The organism is Shewanella marinintestina (genome assembly GCF_023283845.1).
GTDB lineage: Bacteria > Pseudomonadota > Gammaproteobacteria > Enterobacterales > Shewanellaceae > Shewanella > Shewanella marinintestina.
Window position 1 is genome coordinate 82655 of the sequence record NZ_JAKILC010000003.1, and the last position, 22736, is coordinate 105390.

A 22736-nucleotide genomic window follows, 5' to 3' on the forward strand; every position below is an offset into this window, starting at 1 on the left:
ACACGCTACCGCCCATGGATTGCGGCTTCCAAAGTGCCCACCTGCATAGCAGGTTTGTCATTTTTTATGTGGTAAATCATCAAGTTGATTTAATGTAAAAACATAACCTCGGCCAACACCTGAGTGCTAGGCTTATGTTATTCCATTAAAGCAACTCTTTACATCTCGCTTCTTTGCTGATGCTCCATTGAGCATTCAATAATCTACTAAATTAGCTTATCTATTTACATTTAGCGCAAACTTAAGCAGCGCAAGATTATACACGAACAAGCATAAAACGGCAGTAATTCAATAGCACGTTAGTTTTCGAATGCCGAAAGTTTGCCCAATAGCATTTTTCGATTGCATACCTTAAAAAGATTAAACCTGCCTCAATGTTTAAGTAACTAGCGACCTTAACTTAATAAAATAAACTATCAACAATCATTAATCCCTTACTGTAACTAGCTTTATGTATTCATTCACGCGCTTGTTCTTAGTGATTAAAATTTTACACACTTAGGATCCATTACAATAATACTTCATAGAAATCGCATGTTCAGCTTGGTAAAAAATAATGCTCTATGGCTAATGTCTCACAAGCATAATAATTAATATCTCACTAACCCATGACTCGCCCATGACTCACTCATTACCAAGCAGAGCTAAACCAAACCAAACTAGCCCATTGTTTTAGCAGGTCTTTTAAGCAATACAAATAGATTCTCTTTCCACTGCGACTCTTTGTTGTTTGCCCATTAATTCAAATAATACAAAACAACGCTTTTCGCCATTACGCTCATCAAAAATCCCTTCAAGCTCTGCAAAAGGCCCTTCAGTAAAGCGTACCTTGTCACCTTGGCTCAATTCTGGGATGGATGTAGTAATGGGTTCAGTGGGGAGAGACTGTGACAACAGTTTATGTTCACGCATTTTAATTGCATGAATCACACTGTCATCGATTGGCGTCATAAGTTCTTTACAACCAACAATTCGGATTACGCCACGGGTATTATGAATTCTAGCAACGCTAGTCACTTGTGGATCAAAGTTGATAAAAAGATAGCTAGGAAATAATGATACGCGTTTAATCGTCATTTCGCCTTTAAGCTTCTTTTCTTCTGGGTAGGTCGGCAGATAAGTTTCGATATGCTGAAGTGCCAAGTTTTGCTGAGCTCGCGCTTCACTACGAGATTTACAATACAGTAAATACCAAGCCTTCATTTTATATCCTCATATGCTGTATAACAAACAGTGACGTCCCTATTCACGGCGAGAAATTTTAGCAAACTTTTGATGTTAATTGAAAGCGAAACAATTTGAACCCTTTGTCAAAAGCTTCATTTTCGGCCATCTATAATCATCAACCTCCTGCTTGTACATAATCCCAGCAGTTACGTGCTCAAAATTGACTTCTACCGTCTATAAAGGGTATATAAGGTGGGCTTTATCGCATTTGACGCTATTTTTAGCCTCAAATTAAAAAAATTAGAATACAAGCCAAAAACAAAGCAGCAAAACACGCAACAAAACAACCTTAGTGATTAACACTTGAGATTGATTAACCTCGTAGTTTGGCTGAAATAATTTAAGCAAATAAATTTCTGTAGCAAAAATTGAGCTATAGGCAATCACAAGCGAAGGTGGAAGAATACATGAACGCAGCAAAACCCCAGGGGACGATGCTCGGGCATCCTAAGGGACTGTTCCTGTTATTTACAACAGAGTTATGGGAACGTTTTAGTTACTATGCAATGCGCGCAATTTTGGTTTTATACCTCGTTGACGCAGTGCAATCTCAAGGTGGTCACGGTCTGGGTTGGACCCAAGCTGATGCACTTTCCCTTTACGGTACATTCACAGGTTTAGTTTACTTAACTCCGCTTATTGGTGGTTGGTTAGCAGATACTTACCTAGGTCAACGCCGTGCAATTATGATTGGTGGCGCATTGATGGCTGCTGGCCAATTTATTTTAGGTACGCCTCATGCTTGGGTTCCAGGTATGGAAGTCGAAGTGTTTTATGTTGGTTTAGGTGTATTGATCCTTGGTAACGGTTTATTCAAGCCAAACATCTCTACTATGGTTGGTGACTTATATGAAGAAGGTGATCACCGTCGTGACGGCGCGTTTACTATCTTCTATATGGGTATTAACGTTGGTGCTTTCTTATCAGGTATTATCGTAGGTTCAGTTGTTGCCTATTACGATGGTAACTTCCAAGCTGGCTTTATCTGTGCCGGTATTGGTATGGTGCTTTCTCTTATCATCCAGTTTGTATATGCGCAAAAGCTACTTGGTGATATTGGCCGTGTTCCTGCCGCTCAGCTTGAAAAAGAAAAAGCTGCAGCTAGCGGTGAAGTGCGTAAAGAACCACTAACCAAAATTGAACGTGACCGTATTAAAGTTATTATGATCATGGGTCTATTCACAATCATCTTCTGGGCTGGTTTTGAGCAAGCCGGTGGTTTGATGAATATCTTCACCAATGACTTTACCGATCGTATGATTGGTGGCTGGGAAGTTCCAACCACTTGGTTCCAGTCATTAAACGCAATGTTTATTGTTATTTTTGCCCCTGTGATTGCCTCGATTTGGATCCGTCTAGGTAAAAATGAGCCAAATTCTCCAGTTAAATTTGCATTAGGTCTAGTCCTACTCGGTATTGGTTTCCTATTCATGATTGGTGCTGTTTTAGAGATGGGCGGTGACGCTAGCGCTAAATCAAGCATGTGGTGGTTAGTCGGTGCATACTTCTTCCATACTATGGGTGAATTATGTTTATCACCTATTGGTCTATCAATGGTGACTAAGCTTGCTCCGCTACGTATCGCTTCATTAATGATGGGCGCATGGTTCCTATTTATCGCTGCTGCTAACAAGATTGGTGGTATCGTCGGTTCGTTAATCGGCCACGGTGGTGGTAAAGAAGAACAACTTGCGAATGCAATGTCTATCTTCGCCGGCATTGCTATTACTGCAGCGGTTTCTGGTATCATTCTATACTTTATGGCTGACAAGCTTGTTGACTGGATGCACGGTGCTGAAGACAGCACTCACCACACAGAAGAGCAAGCATTAGAAGAAGAGATTGCTGTTACAGCTGAACACGAAGTAATTAGAAGATAAAAGCTATACAGGTGACTCACCACTAGCTTAATCTAAAAAACCAGAAGGGTTACCTTCTGGTTTTTTTGCTTTAAAGCCTAAAAGAACAAGACTGATGATGACCAGAAAAATCACTGAAAGCTCAGAACTCTGGTTTAGAACTCTGGTAAGCGCGCCTTTCGCTTAACTGGCACTCAATTGGATATAACCACCAGGGCTAATATCAGGTTGGTAAATTAACCCGTGAAACTCATCATTAATCAATTGCTGTTTATGCTCGTGGACCTGAGTTGATATACATAGTTTTTCGCCCAATAACAATGTTCTAAATTGAATACTAGGCTTGCTCCAATCTGTCATACCTAGCTGTAAGGACTCGCTTAATGCTATAGGTGATAACCCTTCCTCATTTTTGATATAGCACCTAAACTCGCTGCCAGCTTGTGCAATACTCACTCGATAATGTGTCAGATCTAAAACAACATAAGTCATATCAACAACAATGCCTAATCCAGATTTGCGCATTCTATCGTTCAAGTACACCATCATGTTAAACGGCTCTGTTATCACGTTAGATAAGCCATTTCGATAACGTTTAAGCTTATGATTAACAAAACTTTTAAGCAGTACTGACGCAAAAGCGGCTCGATTGTCATGGGGATGAAAGTGAGCCATATACATCATCACATGGTGTTCACCTAGCATTGCGGTATCGATAAAGTGCGCACTAACATCATCAGTATTAAACAAACTATAATCGATCACGACATTGTGGTATTCAACACGACTTGGAGGAAAAAGCTGTTGCTGCACGCTCTTAGCAGCCTCTCCACACTGCTCTAGTTGGGCTAAGTTTTCATTTAATTCGAGGTAAGATAGAGACTCTTGCTCATCAATATTCAACGAGTCTTCAAACGAGTGGTTCAAGCATTCATGGATTGCATTTTCGATTAGATATAGGTCGGTAACCGGCTTAACAAGATAATCACTTGCGCCCTGCCGCAGCGCCTCAATGACATCCCCCATAGCCTGATTGCCCGAAATAATAATGGTAGGTATGCCGGCTTGATGTTGATTCATTTGCTTGAGCATATCTAAGCCGCCTAATTTTGGCATGCTCAAATCAGCTATAACAATATCAAACTCTTGGTTTTTAAACTGATCTAAGCCGTCTTGACCATTATCAGACTCAACGACTGTGGCTCCGCGGCTACTAAGGAAAGACGTGACGATATTGCGAAAGACTGGATCGTCTTCCACAAAAAGGATTGTTAACTCTGTTAGCGCCATAATTGCCCTTAACTGACAATAGCGTAAACACACGTCCTTGTATCATCGTTTGCGCTTCAGCGGAGTTATTGTTTTAATTTGTCCGCTTATCGAATGCTACTCTAATTCCTGCATGTATTCGTCAAGTAATTCATCATCATCTTCACTTTGAGGAATATCACCATCGTACACCTTGTAGTCCATATGCTGGAAATAAGCGTCTTTTACAAAGGTATATGGATCGAGTGCGTTATCAACTAATCTTTCCTGATCGATTGCAGACGCCCTTGTGTGCAGGTTCTTAAGACCCCATTTTAATACTGACTGCCAAAATGTCAGCTCTGATAAAGGGAAGTATAGATCATCAACCCAATCACTGGCGAGTTCACGGGTAACATAGGGGCCGATAAAAGGAGCCATAAAATAAGGACCGCTAGGCACCCCGTAGTATCCAAGTACTTCATTAAAACTGTCTTGCTTACGTGGCATCCCCATCATGTCAGCCACATCAATCACACCCAGTAATCCAAGAGTTGAGTTTACAGTAAAGCGACCACCGGCATTAGCGGCCCAGACCCACTTACCTTGCAAAGTGTTATTGACCAGAGTTGAGGGTTCTTCCAAATTCAGTACAAAGTTGTTTATTCCCGTTTTTACAGGACGGGGAATATAGTCGTTATAGCCGTGAGCTACAGGGCGATAAAAATATCTATCTAAAAATAAATAGTTAAAATCCCACATCGCTCGGTTAAACCCTTCAATAGGATCTCGGGGATCATTGTATGTCACCGTAATTTGCTGACCACCATCCGTAGTCGTATCTTCTGTGGCACTTACAGCTGGGATGCCAAACATAGCCAGAGAAAGCACAATCCATTTAAACTTCATAATTGTCTCTTCGAAAAGGGGTCTCTGGTACCAACACGCTCTATCATTAGGTAAGTGTTAGTACGTAACCTCACAGAATATTTTTCCAATCAACTCACAACAAGATAACGTTCAGCTAAAATTATTTGCATAAAAGTCAGTAACACTAGAAGAGACCGAATCTACGACCTACTTGTTACATATTAGCGGTAAACAATTTACTAAAGTCATCGCTTATACCTGTCGATACAAAGTACAAGATGACTTTACCTGTCTAACCACACTGTTGCAGCTCAATATATGCAGATATTGTTGCGAGATGGCTAAGGATACTGGTTAAGACGTTAAGGTCAAATAGAAATTTGTGAATAAACATATCGAATTAGTCGATTAAACCTTTTAACGGCAAATGTAGGTCTATTTTTGAATAATGTAACAAATTCAGCGACAAGCTCGGCAATATCGATACCTAAAGAGTCGCCTAACTCTTTAGGGGCCAATTCCTTGATCCCTGTTACATTACAAACTACCGGTAAAGGGATCTACACTTGCATTGCAGGCCAACAATACCAGATTAATTCAGCGACTAAACTACCTATTCAGCAATTAAACTTTGCCCACAGCCTACTACTAAATATAGTGCATTCCTTAACAGGGACAAGCCAAACCCAGCTATTTGCGCTCGGTCAGACTTATCAACTGGCTTTACCAGCCCAAATAGTGATTAAGATGAGTCATAACTTAGAACAAGCTAAAAGGTTACAACAGCTCGCAAAAAGAAAAGAAGGTTATCGACTACCCAATGCAACCCTCAGCCATAATCAACTGATTTTTGCCAATGGCTCCAAAATTGAAGTAGAGTCATTACAAACGCTAGCTCAAGATGAATACGTTGTTTCTATCGCTCACCAAGCACAGCAATTCACCTTAAAGTTATCACCTATTCAATTGAGGCAAACAGTGACCTTAACTCGGCAAGGGGAGGAGCAAAACCTTGATATTGATAGTGCTAATAAAGCCGATAATGGTAACCATCAAGCACCATCATCTGATGGTGATAAGGTAAGTCTAAAGACCAGTATTAACTATCAATATAGTGCGCTAAATAGGCATCTTGAAAGCATTCCTTTACCTGATGATTACAACGAAAATCCAATAGGTGAAGCAAAAAAAGACCCATCGTTACCCAAAGAAACCGTCTTTAATAGTAAGATTTGTAAACCAAGCCAATTAAACAAATTAGACTCAAAGCCAAAAAGCTTATCAGCAAATGAGAACACTTTAGTAAAAGCGCCGAGTTCAGCACTTCTAGGTGCATTGCAAAAAGCTGGCGGATTACCCACGTCAACCGCAACAGTACAGCCAATTAAAGATAGTATCGCAAGTGCATTATTTAAGGCGCTTCCGGCACTAAAGCCTCTCCCCTTAACCGACTTCGCTATGCCACATCAGGTAAAACAAGCCATTAATGACTGCAATGCCTTACCTTTGTCGCCAAATAACTGGGAAAACGCGAGACTAGACTCCCATAGCAATAGCATTGTGCTTTTATTGCAGTTATTGCTAGCTAAAGGTGCTCACAATAATGTGTCTGCAGAATTAAAACTAAAAATTAACCAACTACACACGCATTTAGGCTTACCAACACCATTAATATGCTTATTAGAATCGGCCGCTGCGATGCCATTATTGGCTGATTTAGTCAATAATTTAGCCCTGTATCAACAAGCGAGCGATAACAGCGAACAAGCAAATCAGTATTACTTTGCTATCCCTTATTCAATTAACCATTATCTGGAGCAAATTGAAGGTCATATCAGTAAGACACATGAAGATAAGCATAAAGACGGCGAAATATGGAACATACAACTAAAATTTAATTTATCTAGCGGTGACTTATTAATTAAGGCAAAAGTAAATATTCAACCCAATACGTTAACTCACACTGGTTGTAAAGTTAGTTCTCAAGTCAAAAAACAAACTCCACTAAATTTATCTTTTATGAGTAATAGCCAGAGTCTGATTAACAAAATTAGTATTTTAACTCCAGCTTTAACAATAAAAATGGCAGCTCTTGGTTTTAATAACGTCAATATTAAAACTCATTGTGAACAAATTCCTATTAGTCTGTTTCCTAACGAAAATTATTTAGTAAAAGTGCAGGTCTAATTTGTTATTAACAGCCTTACAAATAAAATTTATAAATAAGAAGCATATATGCACAAGCCAAATGAATCAGACAAAGCGGTAGCTATAAGCTACATCAATGGAAAAGCCCCCATAGTGACAGCTAAAGGGCAGGATTTACTGGCGCAAGAGATGATAGCCATTGCAGAGCAAGCCGGCATACATATCCATAAAGATGAAAATCTATGTGAGTTTTTACAAGGGTTAGAGGTAGGTGATGAAATACCTAACGAGCTCTATTTATTGATTGCCGAGCTAATCGCCTTTGTTTACGTGCTCGATGGCAAGTTTCCCGAAAAATGGCAAAACATGCATCAGAAGATAATGGAAGAGGTTTAAAGCTAAGAAGGACGCTGCGCTATGAGGTGGTCCTAGCAGAACGAAGTCCGCCCTAGAAGCGCCCTCGCAATGAGCCTGCGAATGTCCTTCTTACTTACCATGTAATCGTATTAACAATTCAGCTTCCGCTTTAGGTAGCTCACACTCTTCAATAAGCTCCTCAACACCGGCGCCCAAGGCAACCATTTTCATTGCACGAGAATAAAGTCTAGCTTGAGGATCTTGTTGACTCCCCTCTTCTAACTTAGCATCTTGCTGAGCAAGTTTCTTTTCTAGCTCTAGCATGCGTCTACCAACGCCAATCGTGCCACTTCTAAGCTCTTGTAATTCACGTTTAACCGCTTCTCTTTGCTTATCTCCGTCCTTAACTAAAAGAGTCAAGGCTTCAACTTTTACACGCAATTTGCTCGTTTGTTTCAGTAAGTAAAATACTAAAGCTAAGCACGCAATGACAAAAACTAACGCTGCAGCGAGTAAAATCTCTTCAATAAGCATAATTGGCTCTTTAATTAACGTTTTTACGTTGAGGTGACACTATAGACAATAATGTAGGTCTAGGATAACACTAAAGCAGCAATGTAAATAAAGCTAAAAACTGCAAGTTAATATCGACAGTACAAAATGATATTAACCTACAGTACTTCTGTTATTGGTGAAGAGTTTATACCCGTTATATCTGGGTCAACTCCATCCATTCTTCATCAGAAAGCAGCTTATCCAAATCAACCAAAATCAGCAGTTCATTCTCTCGATTACTTACACCCTGAATAAACTTAGCACTCTCTTCAGTCCCGACGTTTGGCGCATTATCAATTTCAGAGCGGCGAAGATAAACGACTTCTGCAACACTATCGACCAAAATGCCAATAACTTGCTTTTCGGCTTCAATAATAACAATTCGAGTAGAATCATTAACGTTCGCAGACGCTAAGCCAAAACGAGAGCGGGTATCGATAACAGTAACCACATTACCACGTAGGTTAATAATACCTAATACATAATGCGGAGCGCCTGGTACTGGAGCAATCTCAGTATAACGCAGGACTTCTTGTACCTGCATCACGTTGATCCCATAGGTTTCATTATCAAGCTTAAAAGTTACCCATTGTAAAACTGCATCTTCACTACCTGCCGCAACGGCCACACTGTTTGAACTTGTCATAAATCCCTCAATCAATAGCTAGGTAGCTATCTAGTCAACGATATTCTTCTTTTGCCGATAGAATGTCTGTTTTAAGTTATAAACAGCATAAGTAATTCAGCACTTTAGTAATGTGACTAAGCATATCCCTCTATATGCTTAGTTCCAATACTCTTTGTATTTAGTAATAGCTTTATCGACCAGTAATCTACATTCTTTATAGTTTGGTCACATCTTAACGACTAATGGTTTGGTTAAGGTAATGCTAAAGATGGCTCAATGTGATCTTGATAGCCCAAGCCAGCATTTAACATTTGTACTAGCGCACCTACATTCAACATGCCACACATTTGCTCTTTTACCACACCTGCAAGCCAAGGTCTTTTTCCAGCCTGAGTACGCCAATTAATTTGTGATTTTTTTATCGTTACGGTATCAACTAGTGCCTCGCAGCTTAGCCCCCACGCGCTATCTTCAAGGGCAACAACATACTGGTAGTCCACGCTATCCGCCAACGGTTGATCATACTTCTCCGGCATAACCCAAGCGCAGGTATCAACCACATTTAATTGACTACCTCTGTGTTGCTGCACGCCCTTATACCATTTAGGTCGACCAATCAGTGGCGTTAACTTCTCTATATTCACAATACCACCGAGACTTACCAAAGGAACGGCTAACGTGAGCCCTGCCACTTTAAAAAACAGCACCTGAAACTCTTCATCAAGCTGCTCTAATAGCGTTTTTGTTGATATTAACGGCTCAGGTGAGCTTTTTATGTCATTACCAATTACTAAGCTAGCAACCTTATCTGCACTGTTCTCAAACTCTGCTGCCGTTTGACTGAAAACAGAACTCATATCCGCGTTAGTTAAGGGTTTTGTACCTTGAGCTTGAAGGTCAGCAGCCTTTTCAACAGGCTCTTCGATAATGTTATCTTTGACAATAACAGCTTGAATCATTGACTCTTGAGCCAATGCCGTTTCAGGCTCAGCAGGTTTAGTCGAGTTAGCAAAAAGCAGCTCTAATGATTGTCTGTTTACGTTCTGCAATTCACTGTCTTGTGCCAATAGCGCTGCGTTATCAATAAAGCTTGCTGCAGGCTCTTCTTGCGCTTTCAGAGGCTCTGGCACCGGAGTCTCGTTTAATAACAGTGAGAAATAATCGCATACCGCGTCATCAACCAAGTTTGACATGAGACGGTTCCTTAGCGATTAGATATTCTAATAATCTATTGTAAGCTTTCACGCCGCGGCTGCTAGGAGCATAGTGTGAAGCGGGTAAATGACTCAAACTGGCATCTCTAAATTTGGTATCAACAGGGATCACGTCCTGCCATAGCTCTTCATTATAATCTTGGGTAAGTTGCAGCAGCGCAGCAGAAGCCGCACGCGTGCGTTTATCGAACATTGTTGGCACTATTGTATAGCTATAAGAGACTTTCTTAGAACGGCCCATTAACAGCATGGTTTTTACCATTCGGTCTAAGCCTTTCAATGCTAAAAACTCGGTTTGTACCGGTACAATAATATGCTCACTTGCCGCTAAAGCATTAACCATTAAAACACCTAATACAGGCGGGCAATCAATAAGTACAACATCGTACCTATCTTCTATTAGCTGTAACGCTTTCTTTAAGATAAGTCCCATGCCTTCTTGATGCCCGAGACTACGATCTAATGTAGCCAATGCCATTGTTGCAGGCATCAGATCTAGGCCCTCAACATTAGTCGGCACAATATGCATTTGTACTGTATCAGCTGTTAGTGTCTTATTAGCTAAAAAGAGGTTGTACAATGAGCTAGGTAATTGCTCGCTATCAATACCAAGGTAATAGCCAAGCGATGCATGAGGATCGGTATCAACCATGAGTACCCGCTGACCACGCTTAACAAAAGAGCCAGCTAAGCTAGCGACTGTTGTCGTTTTACCCACCCCACCTTTTTGGTTTGCTATAGTCCAGATTTTCAAAGGTTTCGTCCTCAGATTTATCAAACTTGTAAAAACGAATGGTAAAAATTACTAAATAGCTAAGCGCCTTAAATTAGCCCTAACGGCTCACTCACTCGGCTCTCTTGTTGTTATCAGCACTCCACCATGTGGCAAACGAATCATCTTTACCCCATCATCTGTTTCGGTAAGTGTGACCGCCTTAGTTACAGGCTCGGTTGATTGTGTTTTTGCTTGTAATGCGTTGGAACCTTTGTTGCTTACACCAGCTTTTTCCTGTGATGGTTTTACCTCTAACGGTTTAATAGCTGCTGAGCGTTCAGTTTCTTGAGCATAATCTTGCTCCATGGTCTTACTTTTATTTAAAGCTTTTGCAGCTTTTTGGTCGACCGCTTGTTCTATTGAGGCTTGCTGCGAGTTACCAATATGGCTAACGGGCTGCTCCACTCCGGGGCCTATTGGCAGCAAAGTGGTTTCACCTTGGCGTGCCTTTTCAATAAACGACTGCACAAAATCTGGGTTATTTGCCATCCAATTTGCCATCACTTCGGCTTGTTCATCGGGCACCATTAGCAATACTTGCGAATCTTTTAGCTTGTCAACTTCAGCTGACAACAGTTTATTTTTGTGGCTAGACTCGAAATACAAAGAGCCAAAAGCAAAACAGCTAATGCTAAGCAAAAACATAATAAGCAATGAGAATGTATTCACTGCGCCACGTTGACGTATGAGGGCAACAGCCAGAGTTTGCTTATTCGCTGGCTTAGCCAGCAACCTAGCCACCTGCAGTCTCTTTCAAAATTGATTCTGCCATTTGTTCTAATGCAATTGACTTAGTCGCAATACCTGCAACTGTCACCGCTTGTGGCATACCATAAACCACACAACTGGCTTCATCTTGTGCCCAAATGGTTGCGCCTGTATTTTTAAGCATTCTCGCGCCTTCTCGACCATCTGCGCCCATGCCCGTTAACACAACGGCCAATATTTCTGCGCCAATCACCTTAGATGCAGATGCAAATGTAATATCAACACTTGGCTTATAATTCATTTCAGGCTTGCCCGCCAAGACTTTAATTCGGCCATGCACGCCACCGCGTTCTAGCATCATCTGCATACCACCCGGCGCTAAATATGCGCAGCCAGGTTTTAGCACATCACCTGTTTCCGCCTCTTTTACCTCAATCTTACATAAGCTGTTAAGTCTCGTGGCAAATGTCGGCGTAAATGCCGCCGGCATATGTTGAATAAGCAATATAGGATGCGGGTAATTAGCAGGTAGCTGCGTTAACACTTTTTGCAGTGCAACCGGTCCACCAGTAGAAGTGCCTATCAATACAGCCTTGTACTTTTTACCACTGGCGCGTGTCACACCGTTTGCTCGCGGTTTATCTTGAACGGAGGTATTCAAAGTCGTATTGTTGACAGCGCCTGCAGTGCTACGGCTTAAACTCGCTTGACGAGCTTGCGGCATAGACAAATTCGGACGTGCGCGTTCTAAGCTTGACGGTGCTTGCTCAATAACTGGCGCAGTTCTGCTTATAGGCCTAAATAATCGTCTACGGCCGAGTGCTTTTATTCGCTGCTGTAACAGCAAAATAGCATCGTCTTTGTTACTGGCGATATCTTCAAAACGTTTTGGTAAAAAGTCTAATGCACCAGCCTCTAATGCCTCTAACGTGGCACGGGCACCATCATGAGTTAATGAAGAAAACATTAGAATAGGGATTGGCTTACTCGCCATGATCTGCTTAACTGCTGTGATCCCGTCCATGACAGGCATTTCAATATCCATGGTGATCACTTGTGGATTCAGTTCAGCAGCCATTTTTACCGCTTCGGCACCATTATTGGCAGTACCAACGACCTCAAGCTCTGGATCTTGATTAACGATTTCACTTACACGTCGTCTAAAAAAACTTGAATCATCAACGACTAAAACTTTTATGCCCATTAATATTCCTATACCGCACTTAGCATTGGCCAATGCCGTATTTAAAAAGACTAACTGAGTCCTTCACTCGGTTAGTCCCTAGCTAACCCAATTAGCTTTTATTACGTGCGTAATACTTAAGCAAACCCGGTACATCTAATATCAGTGCAATACCGCCATCAGAAGTAATGGTTGCTCCCGCCATACCTGGCGTGCCGTGTAATAGCGTACCTAGTGGTTTAATTACCACCTCTTCTTGACCAATCAAAGCATCAACAACAAAACCAACTTGAATAGTACCTAGTTGCACAATGACCACATGACCATGTTGCTTGTCACCATGATTAAAACTCAAGCCTTTACGCGATAACCATTGCTCTAGATAGAATAATGGAACGGCTTTATCACGCACAATCACCGTTAATTGGCCATCGACTACGTTAGTTTTAGTCAGATCTAAATGGAAAATCTCATTCACACTTGATAGTGGTAATGCAAACACCTGCTCGGCAACTTCTACCATAAGAGTTGGCATAATAGCGAGAGTGAGCGGCACCTTAATCTCTAAACGCGTTCCTTTACCTTGCTCTGAATCGATATAAACCGAACCATTAAGCTGAGTGATGCGAGTTTTAACCACATCCATGCCAACGCCACGACCTGAAATATCAGAGATCTCAACCTTAGTCGAAAAACCAGGCGCAAAAATGAGGTTATAGGCTTCTTCATCAGTCATACGTGCAGCAGCATCTTCGTCTAACACGCCACGACTAATCGCAATCCCTTTCAGTTTTTCAGGGTCCATGCCTGCGCCATCGTCCTCGATTTTAAGCAGGATATGGTCGCCTTCTTGACTCGCTGACAGCGTAATTGTACCGGTGCGCGTCTTACCATTAGCTTCACGAGCATCTGGCATCTCGATCCCATGATCAACAGAGTTTCGAACCAAGTGGACTAACGGATCGGCAAGCGCTTCAACCAGATTTTTATCAAGATCAGTGTCCTCACCGACCATAACAAGATCAATTTCTTTATTTAGGCTACGTGCTAAATCTCGAACCACACGTGGGAAGCGACCAAAGACTTTCTTAATTGGTTGCATGCGGGTTTTCATCACCGCACCTTGCAGATCTGCCGTCACTAAATCAAGATTAGCTAACGCTTTAGACATCTCTTCGTCTTCACGAGCAACACCTAAGCTTAATAAACGGTTACGTACTAATACCAGCTCACCAACCATATTCATGATCTGGTCAAGTCTTGATGTATCAACCCTAACCGTAGTTTCAGCTTGCGGCATATTATTGCCAGCAGGTTTAGGCGCGACTTTTGCTACCGGCTTAACCTCTTGTGGCTTAGCAACCGGCTCAGCTTCTACTGGTTTTTGTTGTGCAGTCGTAATCGCTTGAGTGGTCACAACGGGTTGTGACGATGTTTGCGCAGCCACAGGGGTGACAGGCGTTGACTGCGAACCAGGACCGGAGCCAGAGCCGTGAAGCTCATCGAGCAAACGCTCGAACTCATCATCTGATATTTCATCTGAATCAACAGTGCTAATGTTAACCTCAACCGCAGCAGGCGCAGCTGATTGAGTTTTAAATTGGCCTGAACCATGTAACTCATCAAGTAACGACTCAAACTCGTCGTCGGTAATGTCATCTGACACTGATTGAGAGGTGCTAGTATCGTCAGCGCTTGCCGCTGTCGTACCGGGTCCATTACCTGAACCGTGTAAAGCGTCAAGCAAGGCTTCAAACTCAACGTCGTCGATATCATCAATACTGCCAGAGCCTTGTGGGCTAGTAGCACTAGATGACTCAACCACGTTTAATTCAACGGGTGCTTGTTCGATAATAGCTTCAGCGGGTGTAATATTTTCAACAGGAGCTTGTTGCTGCGGCTCACTAGCCATTTCTGATGCTAATAATTCACCCGCACTTAAGGTTTTGAGCTGTGCTAATAAAGCAGGTTCTGCAGGAGACTGCGGCTGTCCAGCTTGCGTCTGCGCAAACATTGAGTTGATGGCGTCAACGGCTTGTAAAATGACGTCCATTAAATTAGCAGAGACACTTCGCTTACCCGTCCGCAATAAATCGAAGGTATTTTCAGCTTCATGACAAACGTCGACCATAGGCGATAAACCTAGGAAACCTGCGCCACCCTTAACCGTGTGGAAACCGCGGAAGATAGCGTTCAATAGATCGGTATCATCAGGGTTGTTTTCTAGTGCGACTAATTGTTCCTGTAGAAGCTCTAAAATCTCGCCAGCTTCAATCAAAAAGTCCTGCAGTATCTCTTCATCAACATCAAAGGACATTATTTGACTCCTTTAAAAACCTAAACTCGAAAGCAGATCGTCAACTTCATCTTGACCCGTCACCACGTCCTGGCGGTGTTCTGCATTCATAATAGGACCTTCAGCTTCAACATTTAGTTTTGGCTTGTCGTCAGCTGCATTAGCAGGCTGCTCGCCAAATACCGTCAACATTGACACTAAGCTACTTTCGACTTCTCTAACTAAATCAATCACTCGGCGGATCATTTGCCCAGTAAGATCTTGGAAGTCCTGTGCCAATAAAATTTGGTTCAGAAGTTCTTTCACTCGTCCTGCGTCCGACTCACTTCTTTCAACAAATAGTTGGATGTCATGACACAAGGTTTTAAACTCAGCTAACGGCAGCTCTCTACGCATCAATTTATCCCAAGCAGGCTTAACCGCTTGAATATTATCGCTAAGAGCGCTCGCTAAAGGTAAGCATTCTTCTACAGCATCCATGGTCTTATTAGCAGCTTGCTCAGTCATATCAATGACATAAGTTAAGCGCTCTTTTGCGTCCGGGATCTCTGTATTGGCTAATTCAATTAGACGGCTATCAAACTGAAAGTCTGAAATAGCACTATGAAGTTGTCGTGTTAAACGGCCAACTTCATCAAAAAGATCTTTCTGAATCGGTGCAGCTATCTCCTTGACCAATTCATCTGCTTTCTCTTGCTCTCCTTGAGACAGGAAGGCAACGAGCCTCTCAGCTTGCTCGAGAGTAATCAGCGGTATAGATTGTTGCTGCATTGCTCATCCCTGCTTAGCCGAGTCGCTCGAAAATTTTGTCTAACTTTTCTTTTAGTGTCGCAGCAGTAAATGGCTTAACCACATAACCGTTTACCCCCGCTTGCGCCGCAGCAATAATCTGTTCACGCTTTGCCTCAGCTGTCACCATTAATACTGGTAAGTGCTTAAGGTTATCGTCTGCGCGAATAGCCTTTAATAAATCAATACCTTGCATGCCTGGCATGTTCCAATCAGTCACGACAAAATCAAAGTCGCCCTTTTGTAACATAGGTAAGGCTGTTGAACCGTCATCAGCTTCTTGAGTATTGTTAAAGCCCAAGTCACGTAACAAGTTCTTAATGATACGTCTCATTGTTGAAAAATCATCAACAACAAGAATCTTCATATTCTTGTCCAAGGTTTCCTCCGCGGAGCGCGCTCAAATGCGCGTGTAAAAGTGCTATCAAATATTATTGATTTTATTCTTGCGTCCAGTGCTTGAGTTTACCTTTAAGTCTAAGCATCGCCTGACTCAGGATCTGGCTAACTCTAGACTCACTGACCTCAAGAATGGCCCCAATCTCTTTTAAATTAAGTGCTTCATCATAATAAAGCGACAATACCAATGCATCTCTTTCAGGTAAAAGCTTAATAGCGGCTACCAAAGCAGAATGAAACTCAACTTCTGCAAGCGATTCATAGGCATCGTTTGTGTGACCATCTTCAGAGCATGCTCCTTCTACCGCCACACCTAAATCTTCTATACCAACAACCTTACCCACTGATACATCGTTCAAAATGGTGTAGTACTCATCGAGCGGCATCTCTAACCGCTCAGCAATTTCACCATCACGAGCATCACGACCCAGTTCTTGCTCAAGTTCATCGATGACTTGTGCCACTCGGCGTTGATTGCGGTGAACAGAACGTGGCACCCAATCGCCACGTCTTATTTCATCTAACATAGAGCCACGAATTCGAATACCAGCAAAAGTCTCAAATTTCGCGCCTTTACTACCATCAAAGTTCGATGACGCTTCAAGTAGCCCCATCATGCCTGCTTGCAATAAGTCATCAAGCTGAACTGATGCAGGTAAGCGAGCCAAAAGATGATGGGCTATTCTTTTTACAAGCGGTGCATACTGTTCAACGATAGACGTCTTATTATCAAAACGAGTATACGCGGCCGCTTTATTCACCCGACTTATCCTCTTGATAATCAGGACGTTGAACTAGTCGTTCAACAAAAAACTCTAAATGACCACCAGGCTGAGAAGGCACTGGCCAGCTCATAATTTTGTTAGCTAAACCGTGGTAAGCAATGGCCGCTGGAGACTTTGGAAATGCCTCTACAATCAACTTTTGCTTACGCACTGATTTACGTAAATTTTCATCAAATGGTACCGTTGCTACAAGCTCTAAGGCAACGTCCAAGAATCTATCGGTCACTTTACTTAATTTGGCAAAAAGTTCCATGCCTTCACGTAAACTGCGCACCATATTTGCCACAATTTTGAAGCGGAACACGCCATGCTCACGACTCAAAATTTTAATTAGTGCGTAAGCATCGGTAATCGAAGTTGGTTCATCACACACGACTATGAGTACATCTTGTGAAGCACGTGAGAAGCTCAATACCATATCTGAAATACCCGCTGCGGTATCAACGATTAAAATATCAAACTGCGTTCGCATTTCACTAAAGGCACGAATAAGACCCGCATGCTGCGCTTGAGTCAACTCCACCATTGCTTGAGTACCTGATGTGGCCGGAATAATACCAATGCCTTTCGGTCCTCTAAGGATCACATCATCTAATTCGGCATCTCCCGACAAAACATGAGATAAATTTCGCTCTGCGCGTAAACCTAACATCACATCGACGTTAGCCAAACCTAAGTCAGCATCCAATACCAATACACGTTTGCCTTTTTCGGCCAACGCAACGGCAGTGTTGATAGACACGCTGGTTTTACCAACGCCACCTTTACCACCTGATACGGCGATAACTTTTACTTTTTCATTATTTGGCTGATTCATCATACGTAAACCGCTTGCTTGATCTGGAGTCATGGTTTCACTCAAATGCAAAGGCCATCTCTTGGGAGCCTTCATTATTCTGTAATGGTTCTGTGGATTCGTTATCTAATGCAGCTAATGCGCGATTGGCTAAAGATAAAGTATCTGCCACCTGCATATCTTCAGGAACTCTTTGTCCATCAGTGACATAACTTAAAGGCAATCCACTTTGAATCAAGACACTTAGCGCGGGCGCTAACGATATTGATTCGTCTAATTTTGTCAGTACTGCGCCCGAAAGCGGAATACGCGTAAACTGCTTTACAGCATCTTCTAATACACGACGCTGACCTGTTGCTGACATTACCAGATAACTACGAATAGGTAATCTGCTATTTGCGGCTAAGCTATCGAGCTGTTGGAATAAACGCTGATCTCTTTGGCCCATGCCAGCAGTATCAATTAAAACCAGTTTACGATTTCTAAATTGATACAGAATTTGTTCTAACTCATTAAAATCATGAGCCTGTTTTACTGGGCATCCCATTATTTTGCCATAAGTTGCCAATTGCTCAAAGGCTCCAATGCGATAATGGTCTGTCGTAATCAATGCAACTTGATCTGAGCCATGATAAGCCGCAAATCGTGCCGCTAATTTTGCCACTGTGGTGGTTTTACCTACACCCGTTGGCCCAACAAAAGCAACGACACCACCCTGACGAACAATATCATCGCCTTGGTTATCTAGCAGGTTAGCTAAACTACGTGGCAAAGAAGCGACAAGCTCCGCAGGAGTGTAGTGTTCACTTAAACTCGACAGTTTTTTAGCAATAGCTGGCGAAAACTCAGCTTCTAACAATTTACTTTCAAGCATTGCCCCCACAGGGTCGACACGCTTTTTCTGCTCAACCATCAAACTGCTGACTTGATGGGTCAATAAACTACGAATAGATGCCAGCTCTTCTTTCATCGCATCCATTTCAGCACTGCTACTTGCTTTTGCATTGTGGTAGCTATCTGGTGCGCGATTTGGCGTAAACTCGGCTTTTGCAGGCTCTGCTCGTTTAGGCATTTGTGCCTGCAAGCCTTTTGCCCAGTCAGGCATATCTAAATCTTCACTGCGTGTAGTCTGTGTTTGCTGACTAATACGACTTTGTTGACGCTCTAAAAGTGCCTGTAATGAATCGGGAGCTGGCGTTGGTTTAGGCTGACTTTGCGCTCTTACATTCGCAGCACCGCTGCCACCGCCCAGTGTGACTCTTTCTTCAGATAAATCAGTGAACATCTGCGCTGATGGCTTAGGCGCTGCAACCTTTGGCTTAGGATCGTCATAATCCACAGCAGCAACGATTTCAATACCACCAGTGACTTTCTTATTTGACATAATCACAGCATCAGAACCCAAGGTCTCTTTCACTTGGGCTAAGGCCGAGCGCATATCTTTTGCTAAAAACCTTTTAATCTTCAATTATTCGACCTCTACTGACCTACTGCCGAAACGATGCGGATCTGCTTCTCATCGGGCACTTCTTGGTAAGAAATAACCCTTAAATTCGGAATCGTGTGCTTAACAAACCGTGATAACGTTGAACGTAACATGCCGGACGTCAATAAAATTGCCGGTTGTCCTACCATTTCTTGACGCTGTGTGGCATCAACTAATGACTTTTGCATGCGCTCTGCAAGGCTTGGCTCAATATTAGGGCCATCACCTCCGGTTGCCTGCATTGACTGATGCAACATTTGTTCCAACTCTGGCGCCAAAGTAATGACAGGGATTTCAAGCTCTGGGCCACTGATCTCTTGTACGATCATACGTTTTAGCGCTATTCGCACTGCTGCAGTTAATACTTCGGTGTCACTACTCTTAGGTCCATATTCCAGTAATGTCTGTACTATGGTCTTCATATCACGAATAGACACACCTTCGTTAAGCAGGTTTTGCATCACTTTAACCACAGTTCCTAATGGCATCACATCGGGTATAAAGCCATCCACTAACTTAGGTGAGTGTTTACCAAGCATTTCAAGTAGCTGCTGAACCTCTTCATAACCCAGTAATTTTGCAGCATTATTAGATAACAACTGACTTATGTGGGTTGCTACAACCGTTGAGGCATCGACCACGGTATAACCTAAAGTTTGCGCATGCTCGCGCATCTCAGGGGCAATCCAAACTGCATCTAAACCAAATGCAGGATCTTTGGTTTCAATACCATCAAGCTTGCCATACACTTGGCCGGGATTAATCGCCAATTCACAGTCGTGACGAATTTCAGCCTCACCAGAGGATACACCCATTAATGAAATACGATAGGCATTAGGCGACAAGTCTAAATTATCGCGAATATGAACAGCAGGAACCAAGAAACCTAGCTCTTGTGACAACTTTTTACGTACACCTTTAATTCTACCTAGCAGTTCGCCACCTTGACCTTTATCCACTAGCGGAATTAAACGGTAACCAACTTCTAAGCCAATCGTATCAACGTGTTGCACATCGTCCCAGCTCAACTCTTTTGGCTGAGCGTCGCGTTGCTCTACAGGGCCTGCTTTTGCCACTTCAAGCGCTCTAGCGCGATCTGTTTCTTGCTTCTTCTTAATAAAATAAGCACCAGCACCAGCCATAACGGCACATGAAAGAAATACCAAATGTGGCATTCCCGGCACAATGCCCATAATAAACATGACTGCCGCAGCGATAGTTAACGCCTTAGGACTGTCAAACATCTGACCCATGACCATCTCGCCCATGTCACCAGATTCGTTTTGTCGCGTCACCATAAGCGCCGCGGCAATCGATAATAGTAGACCAGGGATCTGCGCAACTAAGCCGTCACCGATAGTCAGTAGCGTGTAAATTTCAACAGCCGAAGAAAAATCTAAACCATGCTGCGCCATACCAATAATAAAGCCACCAACAATGTTGATAACCAAAATTAAGATACCGGCAATCGCATCACCTTTTACAAATTTTGATGCACCATCCATTGCACCGTAAAAGTCAGCTTCACGGGTCACTTCTGCACGGCGAGAACGGGCTTCTTCTTGGGTTAAAAGCCCTGCATTAAGGTCGGCATCAATCGCCATTTGTTTACCTGGCATGGCGTCAAGGGTAAAGCGAGCACTTACCTCAGATATACGGCCAGCACCTTTGGTTACAACCGCAAAGTTGATGATAATAAGGATTAAAAACACCACTAAACCAACGGCGTAGTTCCCACCTATCACCACAGAACCAAAGGCTTCAATCACTTTACCAGCCGCATCGCCACCATTGTGCCCTTCGAGCAACACCACTCGAGTCGAAGCTACGTTGAGCGCCAGTCGCAGCAAAGTGGCAACTAAAAGGACTGTGGGAAATGCAGCAAAATCAAGCGGGCGGTCGCTATAAATAGCTACCAAAAGAACGACTAACGCTAGCGCAATATTGAAGGTAAAAAGAATATCGAGCAGGAACGCAGGCATAGGTAAGATGATCATAGCCAATGCGGCTAAAACCAATAGAGGTGTACCAATACCTTTTAAATGTGCAGGCTTTATCTGTTTTAATTGGCCTAGACTTGCTTTAAGTTCCATTCACCCTGAGTCCGATCTTTGACGTCTAACGCCTATACAGCAAATACTGTACCAATTATTGGTTTAGCCTATTGCCATGACTATAACCTGAAAGCGATTTACAAAGAATAACCTAGGTATCGAATGATGTTTTTTTGGACGACAATATGGACTAATGTTTTAAATCATCAGGGATTGGCTGTTTTACAGGAATTGGGTTCGGGCGTCGCCCCTTACCTTTTTGGTATTGCCTTAGTTGAAAAACATAGGCAAGCACTTGAGCAACGGCGGTAAATAAGCCTTCAGGGATCTCTTGATCTATCTTAGTGGTATGAAAAATAGCTCGAGCAAGTGGCGGCGCAGAGACAATTGCCACGTCGTGTTCACGGGCAATTTCACGAATTTTAAACGCCACTTCATCAACACCTTTGGCCACGACAAACGGCGCGGTAGAGCGAGCAGCATCATACTTAACAGCAACAGCATAATGTTCTGGGTTCACCACAATCACATCCGCATTGGGCACTTCCCCCATCATCCGCCGTTGAGACATTTCATGTTGTAATTGACGAATACGCCCCTTAACCTCAGGTTTACCTTCGGTGTCCTTGTATTCGTCTTTGACTTCTTGTTTAGTCATCTTAAGCTGTTTTGCATGGTTCCAGATCTGAAACGGCACATCAATGACCACAATTAAGAATGTCGATGCGCACAGCAGTATAAAAATCCATACCACAATATCCATCGCATGGTAGATATTGCCAGGTAAATGCTCTTGCGAAAGTAACAAGATATCATTGAGGTAAACAGTTAACAGTAAATAAGCAGTAATCGCCACGACTGAAAACTTAGCAATACCTTTGGTTAGTTCCACCAAAGCTTGCACGCCAAACATTCGCTTAAAGCCCGCTACAGGACTCATTTTACTGGCTTTTGGCATAAAAGCTTTAACCGAAAATGACATACCTCCCAGTGCCACATTGCCAGCAAAAGCGATTAACGCTAAAAAAGCAATAAAACCAAATAAAGGCACCGCAAGCTCTGAACCGACCATGCCCCAAACATTCATCATCTGGTTCACGTCAAAAATATCATCCCGACTCAAAGTAAAAAGCTTGGTCATAATATTGTGCAGTGCCTGTGCAATATCAGGCCCCGTCATCAATAATCCCACCGATGCAGCAATTAATACCGCCGATGTACCGAGTTCTTTTGAACGTGCAACCTGCCCTTTGTCTTTGGCCTGTTGCAACTTTCTGGAGGTTGCTTCCTCGGTTTTTTCTTGGCTGCTATCGTTTTCTGACATCTATCGATCGCCTCCAATAATTACACGAGAATCCC

At 42.7% G+C, this 22736-nt stretch carries 20 protein-coding genes; 3 read left to right on the forward strand and 17 right to left on the reverse strand.

Going from position 1 to position 22736, the window contains the following annotated elements; all coding sequences use genetic code 11:
- Positions 1–684 precede the first annotated feature (684 nt).
- Complete coding sequence (gene rfaH / locus L2747_RS04275; protein WP_248997862.1) at positions 685–1203, reverse strand: transcription/translation regulatory transformer protein RfaH; 519 nt, start codon at positions 1201–1203, stop codon at positions 685–687.
- Between the two features lie 431 nt (positions 1204–1634).
- On the opposite strand from rfaH, the gene L2747_RS04280 reads away from it, so the two are divergent.
- Positions 1635–3107 carry a peptide MFS transporter gene (locus L2747_RS04280; RefSeq protein WP_248997863.1) on the forward strand — a complete coding sequence of 491 codons (1473 nt, stop codon included), beginning with the start codon at positions 1635–1637 and terminating at the stop codon, positions 3105–3107.
- Positions 3108–3269: 162 nt separating this feature from the next.
- Here L2747_RS04280 and L2747_RS04285 read toward each other — a convergent pair whose 3' ends face one another.
- Positions 3270–4376 carry a response regulator gene (locus L2747_RS04285; protein WP_248997864.1) on the reverse strand — a complete coding sequence of 369 codons (1107 nt, stop codon included), beginning with the start codon at positions 4374–4376 and terminating at the stop codon, positions 3270–3272.
- A gap of 96 nt (positions 4377–4472) precedes the next feature.
- A complete protein-coding gene (locus L2747_RS04290) occupies positions 4473–5243 on the reverse strand; it encodes an MlaA family lipoprotein (RefSeq protein ID WP_248997865.1) in 771 nt (256 codons plus the stop codon).
- Positions 5244–5645: 402 nt separating this feature from the next.
- Between L2747_RS04290 and L2747_RS04295 the strand changes: the two genes are divergently transcribed.
- The gene (locus L2747_RS04295; protein WP_248997866.1) at positions 5646–7391 is read left to right on the forward strand and encodes a hypothetical protein; all 1746 of its coding nucleotides are present in this window, start codon (positions 5646–5648) and stop codon (positions 7389–7391) included.
- A gap of 48 nt (positions 7392–7439) precedes the next feature.
- The gene (locus L2747_RS04300) at positions 7440–7748 is read left to right on the forward strand and encodes an EscU/YscU/HrcU family type III secretion system export apparatus switch protein (protein ID WP_248997867.1); all 309 of its coding nucleotides are present in this window, start codon (positions 7440–7442) and stop codon (positions 7746–7748) included.
- Positions 7749–7838: 90 nt separating this feature from the next.
- On the opposite strand, the gene L2747_RS04305 is transcribed toward L2747_RS04300, so the two are convergent.
- From L2747_RS04305 to flhB, 14 genes are all read right to left on the reverse strand, one after another.
- Positions 7839–8243, reverse strand: coding sequence for a DUF2802 domain-containing protein (locus L2747_RS04305; RefSeq protein WP_283107175.1), 405 nt, complete (start codon positions 8241–8243; stop codon positions 7839–7841).
- Positions 8244–8418: 175 nt separating this feature from the next.
- Positions 8419–8910, reverse strand: coding sequence for a chemotaxis protein CheW (locus L2747_RS04310; RefSeq protein WP_248997868.1), 492 nt, complete (start codon positions 8908–8910; stop codon positions 8419–8421).
- Positions 8911–9143: 233 nt separating this feature from the next.
- Complete coding sequence (locus L2747_RS04315; RefSeq protein ID WP_248997869.1) at positions 9144–10085, reverse strand: chemotaxis protein CheW; 942 nt, start codon at positions 10083–10085, stop codon at positions 9144–9146.
- Complete coding sequence (locus L2747_RS04320) at positions 10069–10860, reverse strand: ParA family protein (protein ID WP_248997870.1); 792 nt, start codon at positions 10858–10860, stop codon at positions 10069–10071. Before L2747_RS04320 ends, L2747_RS04315 begins: the two co-directional genes overlap by 17 nt.
- Before the next feature lie 87 nt (positions 10861–10947).
- Complete coding sequence (locus L2747_RS04325) at positions 10948–11622, reverse strand: hypothetical protein (RefSeq protein WP_248997871.1); 675 nt, start codon at positions 11620–11622, stop codon at positions 10948–10950.
- A complete protein-coding gene (locus L2747_RS04330) occupies positions 11615–12793 on the reverse strand; it encodes a protein-glutamate methylesterase/protein-glutamine glutaminase (protein WP_248997872.1) in 1179 nt (392 codons plus the stop codon). Before L2747_RS04330 ends, L2747_RS04325 begins: the two co-directional genes overlap by 8 nt.
- Positions 12794–12884: 91 nt before the next feature.
- Positions 12885–15089 carry a chemotaxis protein CheA gene (locus L2747_RS04335; RefSeq protein WP_248997873.1) on the reverse strand — a complete coding sequence of 735 codons (2205 nt, stop codon included), beginning with the start codon at positions 15087–15089 and terminating at the stop codon, positions 12885–12887.
- Positions 15090–15101: 12 nt separating this feature from the next.
- Positions 15102–15839 (reverse strand): protein phosphatase CheZ, encoded by a 738-nt coding sequence (locus tag L2747_RS04340; protein WP_248997874.1) that lies wholly within the window; start codon positions 15837–15839, stop codon positions 15102–15104.
- Between the two features lie 13 nt (positions 15840–15852).
- Complete coding sequence (cheY, locus tag L2747_RS04345; protein ID WP_012276572.1) at positions 15853–16236, reverse strand: chemotaxis response regulator CheY; 384 nt, start codon at positions 16234–16236, stop codon at positions 15853–15855.
- 61 nt (positions 16237–16297) lie between these two features.
- Positions 16298–17017, reverse strand: coding sequence for an RNA polymerase sigma factor FliA (locus L2747_RS04350; protein WP_248997875.1), 720 nt, complete (start codon positions 17015–17017; stop codon positions 16298–16300).
- Entirely contained in the window at positions 17010–17891 is an 882-nt protein-coding gene (locus tag L2747_RS04355) for a MinD/ParA family protein (protein WP_248997876.1), read from the reverse strand. The genes L2747_RS04350 and L2747_RS04355 overlap by 8 nt, the downstream gene beginning before the upstream one ends.
- Positions 17892–17895: 4 nt before the next feature.
- Positions 17896–19305: a flagellar biosynthesis GTPase FlhF gene (flhF, locus tag L2747_RS04360; RefSeq protein WP_248997877.1), complete on the reverse strand. Its 1410-nt coding sequence runs from the start codon at positions 19303–19305 to the stop codon at positions 17896–17898.
- Positions 19306–19316: 11 nt separating this feature from the next.
- Positions 19317–21416, reverse strand: a complete 2100-nt coding sequence (gene flhA, locus L2747_RS04365) for a flagellar biosynthesis protein FlhA (protein ID WP_248997878.1) — start codon at positions 21414–21416, stop codon at positions 19317–19319.
- A 151-nt stretch (positions 21417–21567) separates the two neighbouring features.
- The gene (gene flhB / locus L2747_RS04370; RefSeq protein WP_248997879.1) at positions 21568–22701 is read right to left on the reverse strand and encodes a flagellar biosynthesis protein FlhB; all 1134 of its coding nucleotides are present in this window, start codon (positions 22699–22701) and stop codon (positions 21568–21570) included.
- Positions 22702–22736 lie beyond the last annotated feature (35 nt).